The sequence below is a fragment of the uncultured Salinicola sp. genome, assembly GCF_937921195.1.
GTDB lineage: Bacteria > Pseudomonadota > Gammaproteobacteria > Pseudomonadales > Halomonadaceae > Salinicola.
The window spans coordinates 1-16,946 of record NZ_CALFQK010000167.1 but is presented as its reverse complement, the minus strand read 5'-3'; the positions used below and the strand labels follow the sequence as shown (position 1 = coordinate 16,946).

General features: G+C 64.0%; 17 protein-coding genes and 1 pseudogene. 5 read left to right on the top strand and 13 right to left on the bottom strand.

From position 1 onward, the window contains the following. The first annotated feature begins 74 nt into the window (after positions 1-74). Positions 75-2,531: a DUF1266 domain-containing protein gene (locus Q0602_RS19070; protein WP_298846752.1), complete on the top strand. Its 2,457-nt coding sequence runs from the start codon at positions 75-77 to the stop codon at positions 2,529-2,531. A gap of 263 nt (positions 2,532-2,794) precedes the next feature. Next, positions 2,795-3,406 carry an NlpC/P60 family protein gene (locus Q0602_RS19065; protein WP_295035108.1) on the top strand — a complete coding sequence of 204 codons (612 nt, stop codon included), beginning with the start codon at positions 2,795-2,797 and terminating at the stop codon, positions 3,404-3,406. Between the two features lie 208 nt (positions 3,407-3,614). Here the strand turns inward: Q0602_RS19065 and slyD are convergent, their stop codons facing one another. Continuing rightward, positions 3,615-4,097 (bottom strand): peptidylprolyl isomerase, encoded by a 483-nt coding sequence (slyD, locus tag Q0602_RS19060; RefSeq protein ID WP_110601121.1) that lies wholly within the window; start codon positions 4,095-4,097, stop codon positions 3,615-3,617. Positions 4,098-4,300: 203 nt separating this feature from the next. On the opposite strand from slyD, the gene Q0602_RS19055 reads away from it, so the two are divergent. Then, entirely contained in the window at positions 4,301-4,588 is a 288-nt protein-coding gene (locus tag Q0602_RS19055) for a hypothetical protein (protein WP_298846748.1), read from the top strand. 92 nt (positions 4,589-4,680) lie between these two features. Here Q0602_RS19055 and Q0602_RS19050 read toward each other — a convergent pair whose 3' ends face one another. From Q0602_RS19050 to Q0602_RS19010, 9 genes are all read right to left on the bottom strand, one after another. Then, the gene (locus tag Q0602_RS19050; protein ID WP_298846745.1) at positions 4,681-5,667 is read right to left on the bottom strand and encodes a lipid A deacylase LpxR family protein; all 987 of its coding nucleotides are present in this window, start codon (positions 5,665-5,667) and stop codon (positions 4,681-4,683) included. Positions 5,668-5,818: 151 nt separating this feature from the next. Then, positions 5,819-6,286, bottom strand: coding sequence for a glycine zipper 2TM domain-containing protein (locus Q0602_RS19045; protein ID WP_298846738.1), 468 nt, complete (start codon positions 6,284-6,286; stop codon positions 5,819-5,821). A gap of 143 nt (positions 6,287-6,429) precedes the next feature. Continuing rightward, positions 6,430-7,617 (bottom strand): cupin domain-containing protein, encoded by a 1,188-nt coding sequence (locus Q0602_RS19040; RefSeq protein ID WP_298846736.1) that lies wholly within the window; start codon positions 7,615-7,617, stop codon positions 6,430-6,432. 34 nt (positions 7,618-7,651) lie between these two features. Further along, entirely contained in the window at positions 7,652-9,016 is a 1,365-nt protein-coding gene (gene purB / locus Q0602_RS19035) for an adenylosuccinate lyase (protein ID WP_295035144.1), read from the bottom strand. An 80-nt stretch (positions 9,017-9,096) separates the two neighbouring features. After that, positions 9,097-9,741 carry a high frequency lysogenization protein HflD gene (gene hflD, locus Q0602_RS19030; RefSeq protein ID WP_295035118.1) on the bottom strand — a complete coding sequence of 215 codons (645 nt, stop codon included), beginning with the start codon at positions 9,739-9,741 and terminating at the stop codon, positions 9,097-9,099. After that, positions 9,738-10,937, bottom strand: a complete 1,200-nt coding sequence (gene mnmA / locus Q0602_RS19025; RefSeq protein WP_298846731.1) for a tRNA 2-thiouridine(34) synthase MnmA — start codon at positions 10,935-10,937, stop codon at positions 9,738-9,740. The genes hflD and mnmA overlap by 4 nt, the downstream gene beginning before the upstream one ends. 208 nt (positions 10,938-11,145) lie before the next feature. Then, entirely contained in the window at positions 11,146-11,595 is a 450-nt protein-coding gene (locus Q0602_RS19020; RefSeq protein ID WP_295035121.1) for an NUDIX domain-containing protein, read from the bottom strand. A 136-nt stretch (positions 11,596-11,731) separates the two neighbouring features. After that, positions 11,732-12,334 (bottom strand): pseudouridine synthase, encoded by a 603-nt coding sequence (locus tag Q0602_RS19015; protein ID WP_295035122.1) that lies wholly within the window; start codon positions 12,332-12,334, stop codon positions 11,732-11,734. Next, positions 12,331-12,615, bottom strand: a complete 285-nt coding sequence (locus Q0602_RS19010) for a hypothetical protein (protein ID WP_298846727.1) — start codon at positions 12,613-12,615, stop codon at positions 12,331-12,333. Before Q0602_RS19010 ends, Q0602_RS19015 begins: the two co-directional genes overlap by 4 nt. On the opposite strand from Q0602_RS19010, the gene clpS reads away from it, so the two are divergent. Together clpS and clpA are read left to right on the top strand one after the other, a co-directional pair. Further along, positions 12,608-12,943 carry an ATP-dependent Clp protease adapter ClpS gene (gene clpS, locus Q0602_RS19005; protein ID WP_295035145.1) on the top strand — a complete coding sequence of 112 codons (336 nt, stop codon included), beginning with the start codon at positions 12,608-12,610 and terminating at the stop codon, positions 12,941-12,943. The two genes, Q0602_RS19010 and clpS, sit on opposite strands and share 8 nt — an antisense overlap. A 112-nt stretch (positions 12,944-13,055) precedes the next feature. Continuing rightward, positions 13,056-15,320, top strand: coding sequence for an ATP-dependent Clp protease ATP-binding subunit ClpA (gene clpA / locus Q0602_RS19000; protein ID WP_295035123.1), 2,265 nt, complete (start codon positions 13,056-13,058; stop codon positions 15,318-15,320). Positions 15,321-15,483: 163 nt separating this feature from the next. On the opposite strand, the gene infA is transcribed toward clpA, so the two are convergent. From infA to Q0602_RS18985, 3 genes and pseudogenes are all read right to left on the bottom strand, one after another. Further along, the gene (gene infA, locus Q0602_RS18995) at positions 15,484-15,702 is read right to left on the bottom strand and encodes a translation initiation factor IF-1 (RefSeq protein WP_013332816.1); all 219 of its coding nucleotides are present in this window, start codon (positions 15,700-15,702) and stop codon (positions 15,484-15,486) included. A 350-nt stretch (positions 15,703-16,052) separates the two neighbouring features. Further along, complete coding sequence (locus tag Q0602_RS18990) at positions 16,053-16,808, bottom strand: arginyltransferase (protein WP_298846722.1); 756 nt, start codon at positions 16,806-16,808, stop codon at positions 16,053-16,055. Further along, positions 16,805-16,946, bottom strand: a pseudogene (locus Q0602_RS18985) (leucyl/phenylalanyl-tRNA--protein transferase); the annotation flags it as partial. The pseudogene Q0602_RS18985 and the gene Q0602_RS18990, both read right to left, overlap by 4 nt.

Sequence of the window (16,946 nt, the reverse complement as noted above, 5' to 3'; positions counted from 1 at the left end):
TGCCGCCGCAAGCGCACTGCCAGGAGCCACTCCGGCAGTCAGCGCAAGCCGTTTCTCGTAGCACGAGGTTTCTCTTGAGCGAACTTCTCGTCCCGTGGTGGGCCCAGCAACTGACGCTGTGTGGCTGGCCCCTTGTCAGCGACCCTCGACTGGCGCTTGGTGCCGATCAGGCCCACGCTCGCCTGCAGTCGCTCGGGATCGGAGGGCGCGACGAGTTTGCCTGGCGCCTGTGGGAGAGCGGCGGCGACGCACAGTCGCCATCGTTCGCCCGGTTGGCGGCACTGGAGCTGCTCGCCCTGGGGAGTGCGGCAAACTGGATTCGACCTCCCTGTACCGATGCCTGGCTTGTCATGTTGGCCCGGAACATCGTCGAGCAGGCCCCCACGCTCAAGGCCTGGCTGCAGTCGCTCGCCTCCCTGAACGATCCGGCTCTGGATGCCGCCGGGCGCGAGCTGCTGGCTCGGGAGCGCCAGCAGCGGGGCGTTTCCTGGCTTGCGCTTCGCCATCGTCTCAAATCCGCCGGCCCATCGACGCCACCGGATTCGGCCGGATTCGATGCTCTCCAGGTCCGGTCGGCCGATCTCTGGCCGGGCGGTCCCTGGCGGGCCAGGGCAGCCATTGCGCCGGTACTTGCCTGGCCGATCGATATCCCACCCGACGAACAGCGACAGTATCGGACGCTGCTGCGCGAACAGGACGACGTGGATGGGCGTGAAGAACTCCTGTCATCGCTGTTCTGGCTCGCGGGGCAGGGGCATCGCTATGGCTGGGAGCTGGATGCCGTACGGGTGGCACGTCAGCGCCCCGAGGCGCAGCTCGAGTGGCTCTCGGGGTTGAACGACCAGCACGACTACGGTCAGGTGCTGCTGGGTTTCCTGGCCGATGCGGAACCGCTGGACTGGGCCGCCTGGGACTGGTTCCGGCTCGTCGACCAGGCGTACCTCGGCCATTGTGCCGGGTGGCTCACGACGGAGGAGGCGGAGCGGTTCGCGGGTCATGGCATCGACCTCCTGCAGCAGCGCTACCCGGACTGGGGGGCAGCGGCCCGGGCGTATCAACGGGGACGCAGCCTGTTCGAGGGACGAGACCTGCGGGCCGTCTTCGATGAGGAGTGGCGTGGCCTGCTCTCCACCGCTACCAGCCCATGGGCGGTACCGCTCGCCGACACGCTGGAGGAGGAGTCGCGGGAGGCGGCGCGTGAGTTCGTTCGACAGCACCGGGAGGATCCCGGCAGTTGGGTGTTGAGCATCGCCTCGATTCGCGATCCGGATCTGGTTCACCGTCGCTCCCTGAGCGAGCCGTTGGGACCGGACCGGATCCAGGAGGCGGAGCGCTACCTCGAGGACGTGCTGGGCCTGCGGCGGGAGGAGGGCACCGCGGGGCTGGCGAGGTTCTGGATGCCGGCCCAGGCGCATCACCTCAACCAGCTGGCCGCCGACTCCCGCCACGCCGCCGGCCGCCGGTCATCGCCGGGAGCATCGCGGCGATTGGCCGTGTGCGCGGATCATGCGGCAACGATCACGATGGCAGAGAAGTACGCGTTCTATCTGGTGATGGCGTCGGACAGCGGACGTTATTCGCCGGTCGAGATCGAGACCCTGGCGCGGTCGCTGTGCGATGTGCTGAGTCGTTTCTACCGCGATGCCGAAAGGATGCTGTCGGCATGGCAGGTCTGGGAAACCGTGCTGGGCGAGGATGAAACGCCGGACGAGGTCTCTCTGGCGGATGATATCGCCTGGCACCGGCGCGACCCCGGCTCCCCCTTCCACTGGCTGACCCCGTCACGGTCGCTGACTTGGCTCGAGCCGGGGGTACGGCCGACCCTGGCGCGGTTCACGGCGATCTCGCTGGCAGGGCCGCTCAACGAGGCGCTATGGCAGGCGCCGCAGCCGTTGGCGCCGCAAGACAGAGAGGCGCTGGGAGAGTGGATAGAGCACCAGTATGCGCTGCAGGGGGCCTCGGGCCTGGTCGACTTCCTGGATTTTCTGAGCGAGGCGGGAGACCGTCAGGACTACCAGATCAACTATGCGCCCTACACGCTGAATCGCACTCGTCTGGAGGCGGAAATCGCGATTCTCGAGTCGGGAGAGTGCGCGGAAGAAGACCGCGTTCATCTGATGCGGCTGAAGCACGTGCGGGACAACGCCTGTCACTGCAACGATCAGGACATGACGGCCTGGGATATCGCGCAACTGGTGGATCTGGCGGTGGCTGGACGACAGCTCGACTGGCTCGACGAGGCTCGCCTGTCACACTATCTGGACGCCGCCATGCGCCTGGCCGAGCGCCACTACAGCAGCTGGCGGGATTATGCCGAGGGGCTGTACAGCGGCTTCGGATTCTTCATGGATGACACCCCCGAGCGCGAGGCTTTCCTGCTGCGCTTCCGGGAGGCGCTCAGCGCCTGGCTGGAGGCCGAGCCGCTGTTGGCCGGTGCCTGGGCGAGTCTCGATTTTCCGGGCAGTCCCATGACGCATTGGACATCGCTTCATGTCGATATTCTTCCCGGTGAACCCCATCGTTTACATTAACGCTGTTCATTAACCGACAACACTCGCCAAAGCGTTTTCGATGGCATATGATCTCCGCTGCGCTACGTCCGCTGGAAAGAGGACGTGGCTTTTTTCTGTCCGATTGATCGATGATTCGAGCCCAATACAGGCCGTTCTGGCGGTGACACCTCGGCAAGATGTGTCACCACCACAGCGACTCCATTTCGCCGGGCGACTCCCCATGAGTCGTCGATAAGAAGGCGGCGCCCGTAACGGCTCACAGGCGAACGAGGTCGCGCTGAATGCTAAGACGCACAGCCATGGGACTGGCACTGGTGATGGTCATATCCGGTTGCTCCGCCCCGGTAAAACAACAACAGGTCAACGCGCAGTATTCACTCCCTCTGGTCAAGACTCGCACCGTCGCGGTCGACATTCCCAAGAGCGCGCCGCCGGCGCCTCAAGCGATCCAGGATTTTCGGCCGCAGCATGTCTCTCCCGCAGTGATTCGAAAGGCCCTGCTGGACGAGCATCGGCGGTGGGTCGGGACGCCTTACGTACTCGGGGGGACGACGCATCACGGTATCGACTGTTCCGCGTTGATGCAGCACGTGTTCGGAGAGGCCTTCGCTTTCGAGCTGCCGCGTACGACCGAGGAGCAGGTCCTGGAGGGCGATCGGGTTGCGGAGCAGAACCTCAAGGCAGGGGACCTGGTCTTCTTTCAGCCACCCGGACCCTACAACCATGTCGGCGTCTACGTGGGCGATGGTTACTTTCTTCACGCCTCGTCGTCCCAAGGGGTGAAGCTGTCTCGTCTCGATAACGTCTACTGGAAGCGGTACTACTGGCAGGCGCGCCGGCCGGTCGAACGTACGCAGCTGGCTCAGCGGGTCATGCTGGCCAACGAAGGTTGAGTAGGGGCAAGCCGTGCGACGGCGCTTCCGGTCGCGGGCTCGTCCCGATGCCGCTGGGGCGGGGAGCGCGGTACTCGACCGGCGAAGCATGAGCAGGAAAAAGTGAATATAGAACGCCTATAAAAAGGGCAGCCGCTTGGCTGCCCTTTTTGCGTGGGGCGCATCCCCACCGATCCAATCGGCCCCCTGCGGGAGGCCGGCGCGATGATCAGTGCTCGTGACCGCCTTCGCCATGGACATGGCCATGGGACACTTCTTCCTCGGTCGCTTCGCGAACTTCGGCGATCTCGACATCGAAGTTCAGCTTCTCGCCAGCCAGGGGATGGTTGCCGTCGACCGTTACGGTGTCACCTTCCACCTTGGTCACGGTGACCATCAGCGGGCCTTCCTGGGTCTGTGCCTGAAACTGCATGCCCGGTTCGACGGCGTCGACGCCCTGGAAGGCGTCCCGCGGGACTTCCTGAACCAGCGCCGGCTGGACTTCACCGTACCCTTCGCTCGGCGCGACGGCGACCTGGAGCTTGTCACCGCTACCGTGGCCTTCGAGTTCTTTCTCGAGCCCCGGAATGATGTTGCCCGCACCGTGTAGATAGGTCAGCGGATCGCGACCTTCGGAACTGTCCAGGACTTCACCAGCATCGTTGGTCAGTGTGTAGTGGAACGCGACCACGGAGTTCTGGGCAATCTGCATCTCGAAACCTTTGCGTTTGTGCATGTCTGTCACATCCTAACGCGCCACAGCCTTTCTGTCAGGTCGCAATGACCAGGAAGTCGGCCCGGTGGAGTCCAGCCTGCCGCGAACGGCCGTTGCGATAGTTGCGCCACCCCAAGGGTGTGGTTACCCTGACTTCCACGATAAATCACCGTGATTCTGCGGCCGAGGAGAAGTTCGTCATGACCGTTTTTGTCGTTTGGCTCGTTGCCTTCGCCGTTTTTCTGTTTCTGCTGCTCAGGGCGTGGGATGGCGCCCTCGGGGGGATGATCAAGCGTCGGCTGCCGACCCAGTTGCAGGGGGATCCCGCTCAGGATCGCTGGATCATGTCGGCGGCGCTGGCGGTACTGGGCGCGACGTTCATCATCAAGCCGGTGTCCATGCTTCTGACCCTGATTCTGCTGGCCATTGGCATTTGGGTGGGCCTGCGCGTTGCCTGCTGGGCCATGCGTAAAGCCAACCTGCACTGATGACGGAAGCGCCGGTTGGCTCGACTGGCTCGTGCTCGCCAACGGGCGGTGCTGGAGATCAGCATCGCCCGTTCTGGTTTCGAGGTCAGTGATTAGAGCCAGGTGGAGAGGGTGATCGAGCCGAACTGGTCGCCATCATCCTGCGATTCGAACTCGTGGGTGCGCCAGACCGAGCTGTAGGTCAGCTGCCAGCGATCCCAGGATACGGCGAGACCGAGCTGGGCGTCGCCCACCCAAGGGCGGCGGTCGACGGAGTGGCTGTCCTCGAAGGTGTTGCCGTCGAGCAGCATGTTGTAGGCCATCAGCCGACCCTCGATATTGGCGAACACGTACCAATTGAAGCCGCTGTCTTTTTCGAAGAAGATCCTGCTGCCCTGGGAAGGCGCCACGGCCGGCACGCCGAAGCTCTTGTCCAGCCCTTGTCCCAGGCGCACCCCGAGGCCGGTTGCGCCATAGGTGTAGAGATTGCCGACCGCCAGCCCGACCGACGGCCCATACTCGGCTTCCAGCCCCCCCAGCCGGCCCTGTTTCCACCAGGCGGTCTGGTAGGCGACGTTGACGAAAGGCTCGTTGTGCAACTGATTGTGCCAGCCTTCTGGTTCGTCGCTGTCGACCAAGTGGTGGAAATTGTTCTGGACGGTATGACCGCCGGCGCCAGGGCCGACAAGGCCGACATCGAAAAAGAGACCGCTGGTGCGACGCCATCCGGTCAACTGCTGGTCATCGAACAGGGAGAGCCCGGCATAGAGAACGCCAGCGTAGGGGCGGTCGTCCTCAATCAAGCGCCTCTCGTCGATGTCCTCCGGCGTGTAGATCTGTTGCCCGAAGCGGTAGGAGGCACCATCCAGCGAGGTGGCGCTCCAGCCCGGAATCAGGTCGGCGAGGTCGCGGGTCCAGTGACCCCGATCAGGCTTGAACGACCAGTCGGCTTCGATGCCGTTGGTGTAATGACCGTCATCACCGCTGGCGAAGATATCGTTTTCCGACTTCAGCGTCAGGATGCCGTCCGCCCACGCGGTACTCGAGATGGCTGCCAGTGCCATGGCCAGGCCGGTTCGCGACCAAATGTGTCCCTTCATGTTCCGCCTTATTCCCTTAACACGAATTATGGATCTGCGGGACATACAATAGCGTACGTAAAACGGCGGGGACATAAAAAATTAGTATCACGCTAACAGAAAGCGGCGCCCAAGGGCGCCGCTGGCATATCGTCTAGCTGTCGTGGTGCTGTCAGTAAGGAGCGACGCTGACGCTCGAGCCGCTGGCGACCAGCTTGACGCGCTGGCCGACCTGCCAGTTGCGGTCCGACTTCTGGACGACCACGACGTTCTGCCCGCTGTCCTGGCGAATCTCCAGCTCGTAGCCATCGACGCGGTCGGTGGCCTGCTGAATCTTGCTGCCGGCCACGGTACCGCCGATGGCGCCCGCCGCGGTCGCCAGGGTGCGTCCGGAGCCGCCGCCGACCTGATTGCCCAGCAAGCCGCCGATGACCGCACCGCCCAGGCTGCCCAGAACGCTCTCGCCATTGCCACCCTGAATCTGTACCGGTCGCACCGACTGGATGGTGCCGTAGCTCACGGACTGCGCCGTGCCCGCTTGATCCCCCCGATAGACGTCACCCGAGTAGGTCGAGGTATTGGTACATCCCGCCAGAGCCAGCAGGCTCATGACCAGTGCAGGGGCGATGAGTCGTTTCATGATCGATTCTCCTTAACATCCAGGTATGGCTTCGTGCCCAGTACATTAAAACAGTGTTCTAAAACTAGTCCAGTGCTAATGAACGCCGTTGGCACTGCACCCGACACGGATTGAGTGTAGGAGCCGCTGGCGATTCCTGCCTCTCACCCCTGGCGATCGCGGTCGTCCTCGGAAAAGTCCAGGCTGCCGCTGTCGACGAGAGCCGCCAGCAGACGCGCGCTGTCCGGGTGGTCGAGTGCGCTGGCATCTATACGGCCGCTCGACGCCAGTACCCGGGCCAGTTCGAGAGGACATTCGACGGCGTCTCCGTCGGCGAACAGGGTAGCATTGGCCTCGTCCAGCCGGTGCCACGCGAAACGCGAGCCAAGGCTGCGAGTCAGTTCTCCGCCGCTCTCGAGCGTGGCGCGCAGCGCTTCCGGTGCGGTGGGAGAGTCCGGCGGAGCCAGCTGGTCCAGGTATTTTGGCTGGGTCATGGCACGCCCGAACCATTGCGCCATCTGGTCGGGACGATCGATGACGTCCAGCAGCAGCCTGCGCACGCGGGCCACGGCCTGCTCGTCCAGCTCGCCAGGGGCGAACGGGGGTTGCAGGTCGGGATCGGCGTAGCGCTGGCTGTCGCCGAGCTGTTCACCGATATAGTCGGCGAAGGAGGTGACGATCTCGTCGGCGGAAGGGGCCCGGAAACCGATCGAGTAGGTCAGGCAATCCTCGGCTTCGCTGACACCGTGATGCGCGACGCCCGGCGGGAGGTAGAGCATGTCGCCCGGCTCGAGCACCCACTCCTGGTCGGCTTGCACGGTGAAGTCTTCGAGGATGCGCAGGTCGATCCCTGGGATCAAGCGGGCACTCGCGCCGGGGCTGCCGCCCAGTTGCCAGCGCCGGCGTCCGCTGGCCTGGAGTAGAAAGACGTCGTACTGGTCGACGTGCGCGCCCACGCTGCCGCCAGGCGGTGCGTAGCTGACCATGATGTCGTCGAGCCGCCAACTGGGCAGAAAATCGAAGGACTCCAGCAGCTCGGCGACCTCTGGCACATAGTGGTCCACCGCCTGCACCAGCAGCGACCAGCCGCTGGCGGGCAGGCGAGCGAAGGTGTCCTCGTCGAACGGTCCGTGGCTGACCTGCCACGCCTTGTCTGGTCCCTGCTCCTCCACCAGCCTGGCCTCGACTCCCTCTTCACAGGCGAGACCCGCCAGATCGTCCGGCTCCAGGGGCGAGACGAAGTCGGGAAACGCACCGCGTATCAGCAGCGGCGATTTCTGCCAGTGCTGGCTGAGAAACTGGGCGGGGGTGAGACCGCCCAGCAGCGTGCGTGGCTTGTTGGCTGACGTCATGTCTATCTCCTGGACGAAAACGTGCGTAGCGCCTTCAGAGCGCCTTGGCCTGATCGATGGCGTTACCGATGTAAGTTGCCGGTGACAGGGCCTTGAGTTCGGTCTTCACCTCGTCCGGCAGCGCCAGCGTATCGATGAAGGCGGCAAAGCCGGCCTGGTCGATGCGCTTGCCGCGGGTCAGCTCCTTGAGCTTCTCGTAGGGCTTCTCGATCCCGTAGCGGCGCATGACCGTCTGGATCGGCTCGGCCAGCACCTCCCAGCTCTGGTCGAGATCGTCGTCGAGACGCTGTGGGTTGGCTTCCAGCTTGCCGATGCCCTTGAGTGCCGCTTCGTAGGCGATCAGGCCATAGGCCAGGCCGACTCCGAGGTTGCGCAGCACGGTAGAGTCGGTCAGGTCGCGCTGCCAGCGGGAGATGGGCAGTTTTCGCGCCAGGTGGTCGAGCAGTGCGTTGGCCAGCCCCAGGTTGCCCTCGGAGTTCTCGAAGTCGATCGGGTTGACCTTGTGGGGCATGGTGGAGGAGCCGATCTCGCCGGCGACGGTGCGCTGCTTGAAGTAGCCGAGCGAGATGTAGCCCCACACGTCGCGATCGAAATCGATCAGGATGGTGTTGAAGCGGCTGATGGCATCGAACAGCTCGGCGACGTAGTCATGCGGTTCGATCTGGGTGGTATAGGGATTGAACGTGAGTCCGAGCGACTCGACGAAGGCGCGGGCATTCTCGGCCCAATCCACTTCCGGATACGTCGCCAGGTGCGCGTTGTAGTTGCCGACGGCACCATTGATCTTGCCCAGCAGCTCGACGGAGGCTATCTGCTTGAGCTGGCGCTGCAGGCGATAGGCGACGTTGGCCATCTCCTTGCCCAGCGTGGTGGGGCTGGCGGTCTGGCCGTGCGTTCGCGACAACATCGGCTGTTCGGCATGCTCGTGGGCCAGTCGGGCGATCGCATCATGGACCGCCTGCATCGTCGGCGTCAGGGCATCGAGGCCGTCACGCATCATCAGTGCGTAGGACAGGTTGTTGATGTCCTCGCTGGTACAGGCGAAGTGCACGAACTCCGTGATCGCGTGGAGCTCAGGCTGATCGGCAATGGCCTCCTTGATGAAGTACTCGACCGCTTTCACGTCGTGGTTGGTGGTGCGCTCGATGATCTTGATGCGCTCGGCATCGGTCACCGAGAACTCCCTCACCAGCTTGTCCAGAAAGGCCTGCGCTTCGGCGGAAAGCGGCGGCACCTCGGCGATGCCGGGGTGGGCCGCCAGACGTTCCAGCCAGCGCACCTCGACGGTAACGCGCGCCCGGATCAGTCCGAACTCGCTGAAATGTTCGCGCAGCGGGGCGGCCTTGGCGGCGTAGCGGCCGTCGACGGGGGAAAGAGCGGTCAGTGCGGAGAGTTCGATCATCGTGGATTCCCGGGACATCGCGCGAGCAGGCAGCTCGCGATTGAGAGATTCGTGCGGCTCAATTCATCGGCTCGACGTCAGTGGCCGTCGAGTTCGCGCAGCGTGCGCTTGATGGCGCCGCGCTGGAAGATCAGGCGCCAGCGGCGTCCCCCTTGCTGGTGCCAGAGCAGGGCGAAGCGAACGCCGGCGAGCAGGGCCGTGCGTATGCGTTCCGGCATCATTCGACTCTGCAGCAAACTGGGCTCTCCCTGTACCACGATCCGATAACGGAAGGTGGAGAGCGTTTCCTGGTAGAGCTCGCCGAGGCTCGCGATCACGTTCTCGTGCGTTTCGCTGAAGTGCTCGGCCTGGCCCTGGACACGTCCCAGCCGTTGGCCGAGTGTGTTCATCATGGCGCTGTCCTTGCGCAGTTTCTGCATCAGCAACACCATTGAAAAGCCGTAGCGCATGACGGCCGGTTGCGCGCTCTGGCGTGACATGACCGCCAGCAGCGTGTCAATGCCCAGGCGCAGGTTGTTGTGGTGGCCGCCGTAGATCGACTCGAAACTGGGCGGATCGGTGTCCAGCGTGGCGTGGATCAGGGTATTCCAGGCGCGCTCGTCGCACTGCCCCGTGCGGGCCAGTTGATCGACCACGGACGCCGCCTGGAATACGCCGGCCAGGGCCAGTGCCTGTCGGCCGTTGCTATCGAGCGGTGCCGATTGAATGGGCGTCGGGTTCATGCCGAGCGCTGGCTCCCTGTCATGGCGGTGGGGTTGTTGGTGAGTTCCGCGACGGCCGCGCCATCGGCGGTTCCGGTGGCGCGAATGACAGCGCCGCCCAGGCAGATTTCGCCATCGTAGAGCACCAGCGACTGGCCCGGCGTGACGGCCCGCTGCGGTTCATCGAACCGAACCTCGAGTTCGCCATCGGCCAGCAGCGTCACCTCGCAGGGAACGTCGCGCTGGCGATAGCGGGTCTTGGCGCTCAGGCGTGACGCTTCCGGAGGCGTTCCCGCGATCCAGGCTGCCGGTTCGCAGTAGACGATATCGCTGTAGAGCAAGGGGTGTTCGCCCTGAGCGACGATGAGAACGTTGCGCTCGAGATCCTTGGCGGCGACGAACCACGGATCCTCGCTGTGGTTCCTGAGCCCGCCGATGCCCAGGCCGCGCCGTTGGCCCAGGGTGTAGTACATCAGGCCCGTATGCTCGCCGATCACGTCGCCTTCGGGCGTTTCGATCCGCCCGGGCTGGGCGGGGAGGTACTGCTTGAGAAAGTCACTGAACCGGCGCTCGCCGATGAAACAGATCCCGGTGGAGTCCTTCTTGCTCGCCGTCGCCAGGCCGTGACGCTCCGCCAAGGCCCGCACCTGCGGTTTCTCCAGCTCGCCGACGGGAAACAGTGTCCTGTCGATGGCGGCACCGGGAACCGCATGCAGGAAATAGCTCTGATCCTTGTTGCCGTCCAGCCCCTTGAGCAGTTGGGCGCGACCGTTCCCGTCACGGCCTTTTCTCACGTAGTGGCCGGTCGCGATCAGGTCGGCACCGAGCATCTCGGCGTAGTCGAGGAAGACTTTGAACTTGATCTCGCGGTTGCACAGGATATCCGGGTTGGGGGTGCGCCCGGCCTGATACTCGGCGAGGAAGTGCTCGAAGACGTTGTCCCAGTATTCGGCGGCGAAGTTGGCCGTATGCAGCTTGATCCCGAGGGTCCCGCAGACCGCCTCGGCGTCCGCCAGGTCTGCCATGGCCGTGCAGTACTCGGTGCCGTCGTCCTCGTCCCAGTTCTTCATGAACAGGCCCTCGACGTGATATCCCTGCTCGAGCAACAGCAGGGCAGTCACGGAAGAGTCGACGCCGCCCGACATGCCGACGATGACTGTCGGGGGGGCTTCGCTGAGTGCGTGCACGGTATCGCTGGTTGCGCTGGCTGTGGTCATGGCGATTTCCGGGGCAGGTGAGGGCGGGCCGTGAGACCCGGCTCGCCAGTGGCGATGCCCGGCGAGCTTGCAGGATCCGAATCATTGGCCCGACTCGAAAATGAGCGGCCCGCGATTATAGCCGAAAGCGGGGGATCGCATCGAGTCCTGCGCAATTTCCCGGAGGGTGGGGGTGTCGCGACACGGTTGCTGCCGATCCGCTTCCCGCTCAGCGCTCGCGAATGACCTCGAGCGGATAGCGGCGGCCGTCACGGGTGTCGCGCAGCCGCTGCATAACGACCGGGCTGCGCAGACGGTGGCTGCGGTCGAGATCGTCGATCTCGTCGAAGGTGAGCCAGTGGGTGCCGATGATGCCTTTGTCCAGCGCATTGCCCAGATGGGCCAGCGGCAGGCTGAGAAACGCATGGCTGTGGAAGGTGAGGCCGTCCGGCGTCTGGTGGACGTAGAGCCCCAGATAGTCGGTGATGGCGACCTGCCAGGCCGACTCTTCGCGCACTTCCCGCTCGGCGGCCGCGATCAGGCGCTCACCCCGTTCCAGATGGCCTGCGGGTTGATTGAACAGGCTGAACGGGCCGCCGCGGTCCTCCTCCACCATCAGGTAACGGCCTGCTCGCTCCACTACCACCGCAACGGTCACGCGAGGCGTCCAACGGTTCATGTCATCATTCTCCCGACTCGATGCTCTGCCCTCGACACCCGGCCGCGGGACCCCAGCCGATCATACCCGGTCTACGCCAATTCGAAAGCCCGCTATCGGCAACCACATGCCGGATGTCTGAGCACGGCAGCGCGCTTCAGCGCTTGCGGGAGGAGGCCGGGCGCCGGTTCGTGTCGCGCGCGGGCATGCGCCGGGGGACGTTCACCGTCTCGCTGCGCCAGTGACCCGACGGCAGGCCGTCGAGCCGCCACGGGCCGATTCCGACGCGGATCAGGCGCAGGGTCGGATGGCCCACGTGTGCGGTCATTCTGCGTACCTGGCGGTTGCGCCCCTCGCGCAGTTCGATCTCCAGCCAGGTCGTCGGCACCGACGCCCGGTAACGCACGGGCGGATCGCGGGGCGGCGGTTCCGGTTGCGCGAGCCTTCTGATCCTGACCGGGCGAGTCGGCCCGTCGTTCAAGGTAACGCCTTCGCGAAGCGCCTTCAGCGCCTGCTGGTCCGGTTCGCCTTCCACCTGGATCCAGTACTGCTTGGGCAGCTTGTGACGCGGATCGCTGATGCGATGGATCAGGGCGCCGTCATCGGTCAGCAGCAGCAGTCCCTCCGAGTCGTAATCCAGGCGACCGGCGGGATAGACGCCGGCCACGTCGAGATAGTCGGCCAGCGTTGGCCGGCCCTGAGCGTCGGTGAACTGGCAGAGAACGTTGTAGGGCTTGTGCAGCAGGTAGATTCGGCTCATGTCGGGCCTTCCGCGTTGGCCGTGGGCCGGTTCCGGGGCGCGATCGGGGCGTCTCCCCGTGGCAGATGCCGCCGATCGAGACTATTTTCAGGGAAGGCTTGCATACGGGCCCCATCGGCCGCATCTTCAAGGAACTTCGGGTCTTCAACGGTATCCAATACCTTACCGAGTCCCGGCTTGTCGTATCCGAGCCGATGCATCCAGGGATTCATCCTTACTATGTCAGAAATCTTGAATAGCTTGTCGCCTTGCCTCGCCAGGGAGCCGGCCTGCATGGGCATGTCGCGGCCTCCCGATCCTGAACGCGAGGAGCAGGGCGATGTTGCCGAGCAGGTGTCGGATCCGCAACTGGCGCCGCCGCCCATGTACAAGGTCGTGCTCTACAACGACGACTACACGCCGATGGAGTTCGTCGTCGAGGTGCTGCAGCGATTCTTCGCCATGGATAGCGAGAAGGCGGTCCAGATCATGCTGGCCGTCCACACTCAGGGGAAGGCGACCTGCGGCATCTTCACCCGTGACGTGGCGGAAACCAAGTGTCACCTCGTCAACGAATATGCGAAAGAGTGCGAGCATCCTCTCATGTGCGACGTGGATGCCGCAGAGTAGATGGCGGACACACATCGTCGACGCTTTTGTCTTCGAAGACTTGCGAAACCGCTGTTTGTGCCCGATTGTGAAAGTGCCGACCGACGCCCTCAGTGGCTAAAAGGGGACTGCCATGTTGAGTAAAGAACTTGAACTCACCCTGAACACGGCCTTCACCGTGGCGCGCTCCAAGCGACACGAGTTCATGACCGTGGAGCACTTGCTGCTGGCGCTTCTCGATAATGCCTCGGCAGCCGATGTGCTGAACGCCTGTGGGGCGAATCTGGAAAAGCTTCGTGCCGATCTGCAGGACTTCATCAACTCTACGACCCCGCTGATTCCCGAGGACCAGGAGGACCGGGAGACCCAGCCGACGCTTGGCTTCCAGCGCGTGCTTCAGCGCGCCGTCTTCCATGTTCAATCCTCCGGCAAGAGCGAGGTGACTGGCGCCAACGTGCTGGTGGCGATCTTCTCCGAGCAGGAGAGCCAGGCGGTCTACTTCCTCAAGCAACAGAGCGTGGCGCGGGTGGATGCGGTCAACTACATCGCCCACGGCATTTCCAAGGTTGCCGGCCATGGCCAGTCCCAGCAGCCCTCCCAGGAGTCCGAGGAGGGTGAAGAGGCGGCGACCGAAAACGGCCAGAACCCGTTGACCAGCTACGCCACGAACCTCAACGACCAGGCCCGCCTGGGCAAGATCGATCCGCTGATCGGGCGCGATCACGAGCTGGAGCGCGTGGTGCAGATCCTGGCCCGGCGCCGCAAGAACAACCCCTTGCTGGTGGGCGAGGCAGGTGTCGGCAAGACCGCCATCGCCGAAGGGCTGGCCAAGCGCATCGTCGAGGAGGACGTGCCCGACGTGATTGCCGATGCCGTCGTCTACTCGCTGGACATGGGGGCGCTGTTGGCGGGCACGAAGTACCGCGGCGATTTCGAGAAGCGGCTGAAGGGACTGCTGGCCGAGCTGCGCAAGCAGGACAACTCGATTCTGTTCATCGACGAGATTCACACGGTCATCGGTGCCGGGGCCGCATCCGGCGGTGTCATGGATGCCTCCAACCTGCTCAAGCCGCTGCTCTCCTCCGGCGAGTTGCGCTGCATCGGTTCGACCACGTTCCAGGAGTTCCGCGGCATCTTCGAGAAGGATCGGGCGCTGGCGCGCCGCTTCCAGAAGGTCGATGTGCCGGAGCCGACCGTCGAGGACACCATCCGTATCCTCAAGGGGTTGCGTGGCCGCTTCGAGGAGCATCATCAGCTGAAGTACACCGATGCGGCGCTGGAGAGTGCCGCCCGGCTGGCGGACCGCTACATCAACGATCGTCACCTCCCGGACAAGGCGATCGACGTGATCGACGAAGCGGGGGCGCATCAGCGGCTGCTGCCGCCGGAAGCCCGTATCGCCACCATCGATGTCGATCAGGTCGAGGCGGTGGTGGCGTCCATCGCGCGGATTCCGCCGAAGAGCGTCTCCAGCTCGGACCGCAAGCTGCTCTCCAACCTGGACCGCGACCTGAAGATGCTGGTGTTCGGCCAGGACGAAGCGATCACCAGCCTGTCGGCGGCGATCAAGCTGTCCCGGGCCGGACTCAAGTCGCCGGACAAGCCGGTGGGCAGCTTCCTGTTCGCCGGCCCGACCGGTGTCGGCAAGACCGAGGTCGCTCGGCAGCTGTCGCACCTGATGGGCATCGAGCTGGTGCGCTTCGACATGTCCGAGTACATGGAGCGTCACACGGTGTCGCGTCTCATCGGGGCGCCCCCGGGCTATGTCGGTTACGACCAGGGCGGCCTGCTGACCGAGGCGATCACCAAGCAGCCTCACTGCGTGCTGCTGCTCGACGAGATCGAGAAGGCGCATCCGGAGGTCTTCAATCTGCTGTTGCAGGTCATGGACCACGGCCGTCTGACCGACAACAACGGCCGCGAGGCGGACTTCCGGCATGTGATCGTGATCATGACGTCCAACGCCGGTGCCGAGCAGATCTCGCGTCGCTCGATCGGCTTCCAGACCCAGGATCACTCGACCGATGGCATGGAGGTGATTCGTCGGACCTTCACGCCGGAGTTCCGCAATCGTCTGGACGGGATCATCCAGTTCCACGGTCTCGAACCCTCCATCGTGCGCAACGTCGTCGACAAGTTCCTGGTCGAGCTGCAGGCACAGCTCGACGAGAAACGGGTGCAGCTCGATGTCGATGATGACGCCCGCGTCTGGCTGGCCGAGAAGGGGTACGATCCGGAAATGGGGGCTCGTCCGATGGCCAGGGTCATCCAGGAGAAGCTCAAGAAGCCGTTGGCCGAGATGATCCTGTTCGGCGACCTGGCCGAGAATGGCGGCATCGTGCACGTTCGGGTCGACAACGACGAGTTGCAGCTCGAGACCGAAGCCGAGATCGCCTGATATCCGGTCGCAGCAAGACGACAACGCCTCGCCATGGCAACATGGCGAGGCGTTCTTGGATTCGTACCATCTCTGGTTGCCCGCCTGACGAAGATGGGGGTGTCAGGCGTTGGTAAGGGCGGGAGGCCGTTCGGGCAGGGCGGAGCCGGGACAGGCTCGCGAGTTAGCGAGAGCGGTAGACGATACGCCCTTTGGAGAGGTCGTAGGGGGTCAACTCGACCTTGACCTTGTCGCCGGTCAGGATGCGGATGTAGTTCTTGCGCATTTTGCCGGAGATGTGTGCGGTCACGACGTGACCGTTCTCCAGTTCAACGCGGAACATGGTGTTGGGAAGCGTGTCGACCACGACGCCTTCCATTTCGATATGATCTTCTCGTGCCATATAGGCGATCCCTCTTGAACGTGTTGAGAACGGGGCTTGGTGTGAGGGCCTGACACGGCGCCTCGCGGTTGGCGATCGACGTGGAATACCGCGAAAGGCACGGGTGCCGTTCACGTCATCATCGAGCCAGCCCGCCCTTGGGCCTCTGAAGTGCGCGATATTATGGGCTATCTCGCCAGGGAAGGCAAAAATCCGCTGCAAATCGAATGGGCCCCGGCCTCTGGCCGGCCAGTGAACGCCCGAGCCTTGGTGAGCGGATCCAGCACCACCGAATACTCCAGGCACCCACCGCATGGCCGCGTGAGTGCCGTGAATTCACGGTTCCGGCGCGATACGTCTGCGTGTCGCCATCACAGCGCCTTGGCGGGGACCATGCGTTGCCAGCGCCCCCCGTTGAGGTACTCCAGCGGTTGATAGTCCTGCTTGTACTGCATCTTCTGGCAGGCGCGTATCCAGTAGCCGAGATAGAGATGGGGTAATCGGCGTTCACGCGCCAGCTCGATCTGGCTGAGTATGGCGAAGCTGCCGAGCGAGCGTCGTTCGAAGATCGGGTCGGGATCGAAAAACGTATAGATCGCGGAGAGCCCGTGGCCCAGGCAGTCGGTAGCGGCCACCGCCATCAGATGGTCGCCCAGCCGAAACTCCAGCAAATTGGCAAAGGGGTGTGCCTGGGTCAGGAACATCCGGTACTGCTCGCGGCTCGGAGGAAACATGTCGCCATCCGCGTGCCGGGCGCGAATGTAGCGGGCATACAGCGAGTAGTGCTGCTCGTCGAATGTCGTCGGTCGAAGCCGCGTGGTCAGGTCCCGGTTGCGATTGATCAGTTTGCGCTGGGTCCGGCTGGGCGCGAAGTCCTCGACCGGAATTCTGACGGAGGTGCAGGCGCTGCAGGCCTCGCAGTGGGGGCGATAGAGATTGCTGCCACTTCGTCGGAAGCCCAGCAGGGTGAGGGCGTCATAGACTTCGGGCGCCACGGTTTCCTCGGGGTCGAGAAACAGTGTGGTCGCCTCCCTTCCCTTCAGATAACTACAGGGGTGGGGCACCGTCAGGAAGAAACGAAGATCGCGTGCCTGACGCTGCGGGTTGTTCGCATTGTCGCTGCTCACGGTGGCTCCGTTGGCCAGAGGCCGGCCGGGGTGGGTGCATGGACATTTTGTTCAAGATAGCCGATGAAGCGCTCGCGGGCGATGTCTCTGGCACCCATGCTGGCCAGGTGGGGAGTGTGCATCTGACAGTCGATCAGG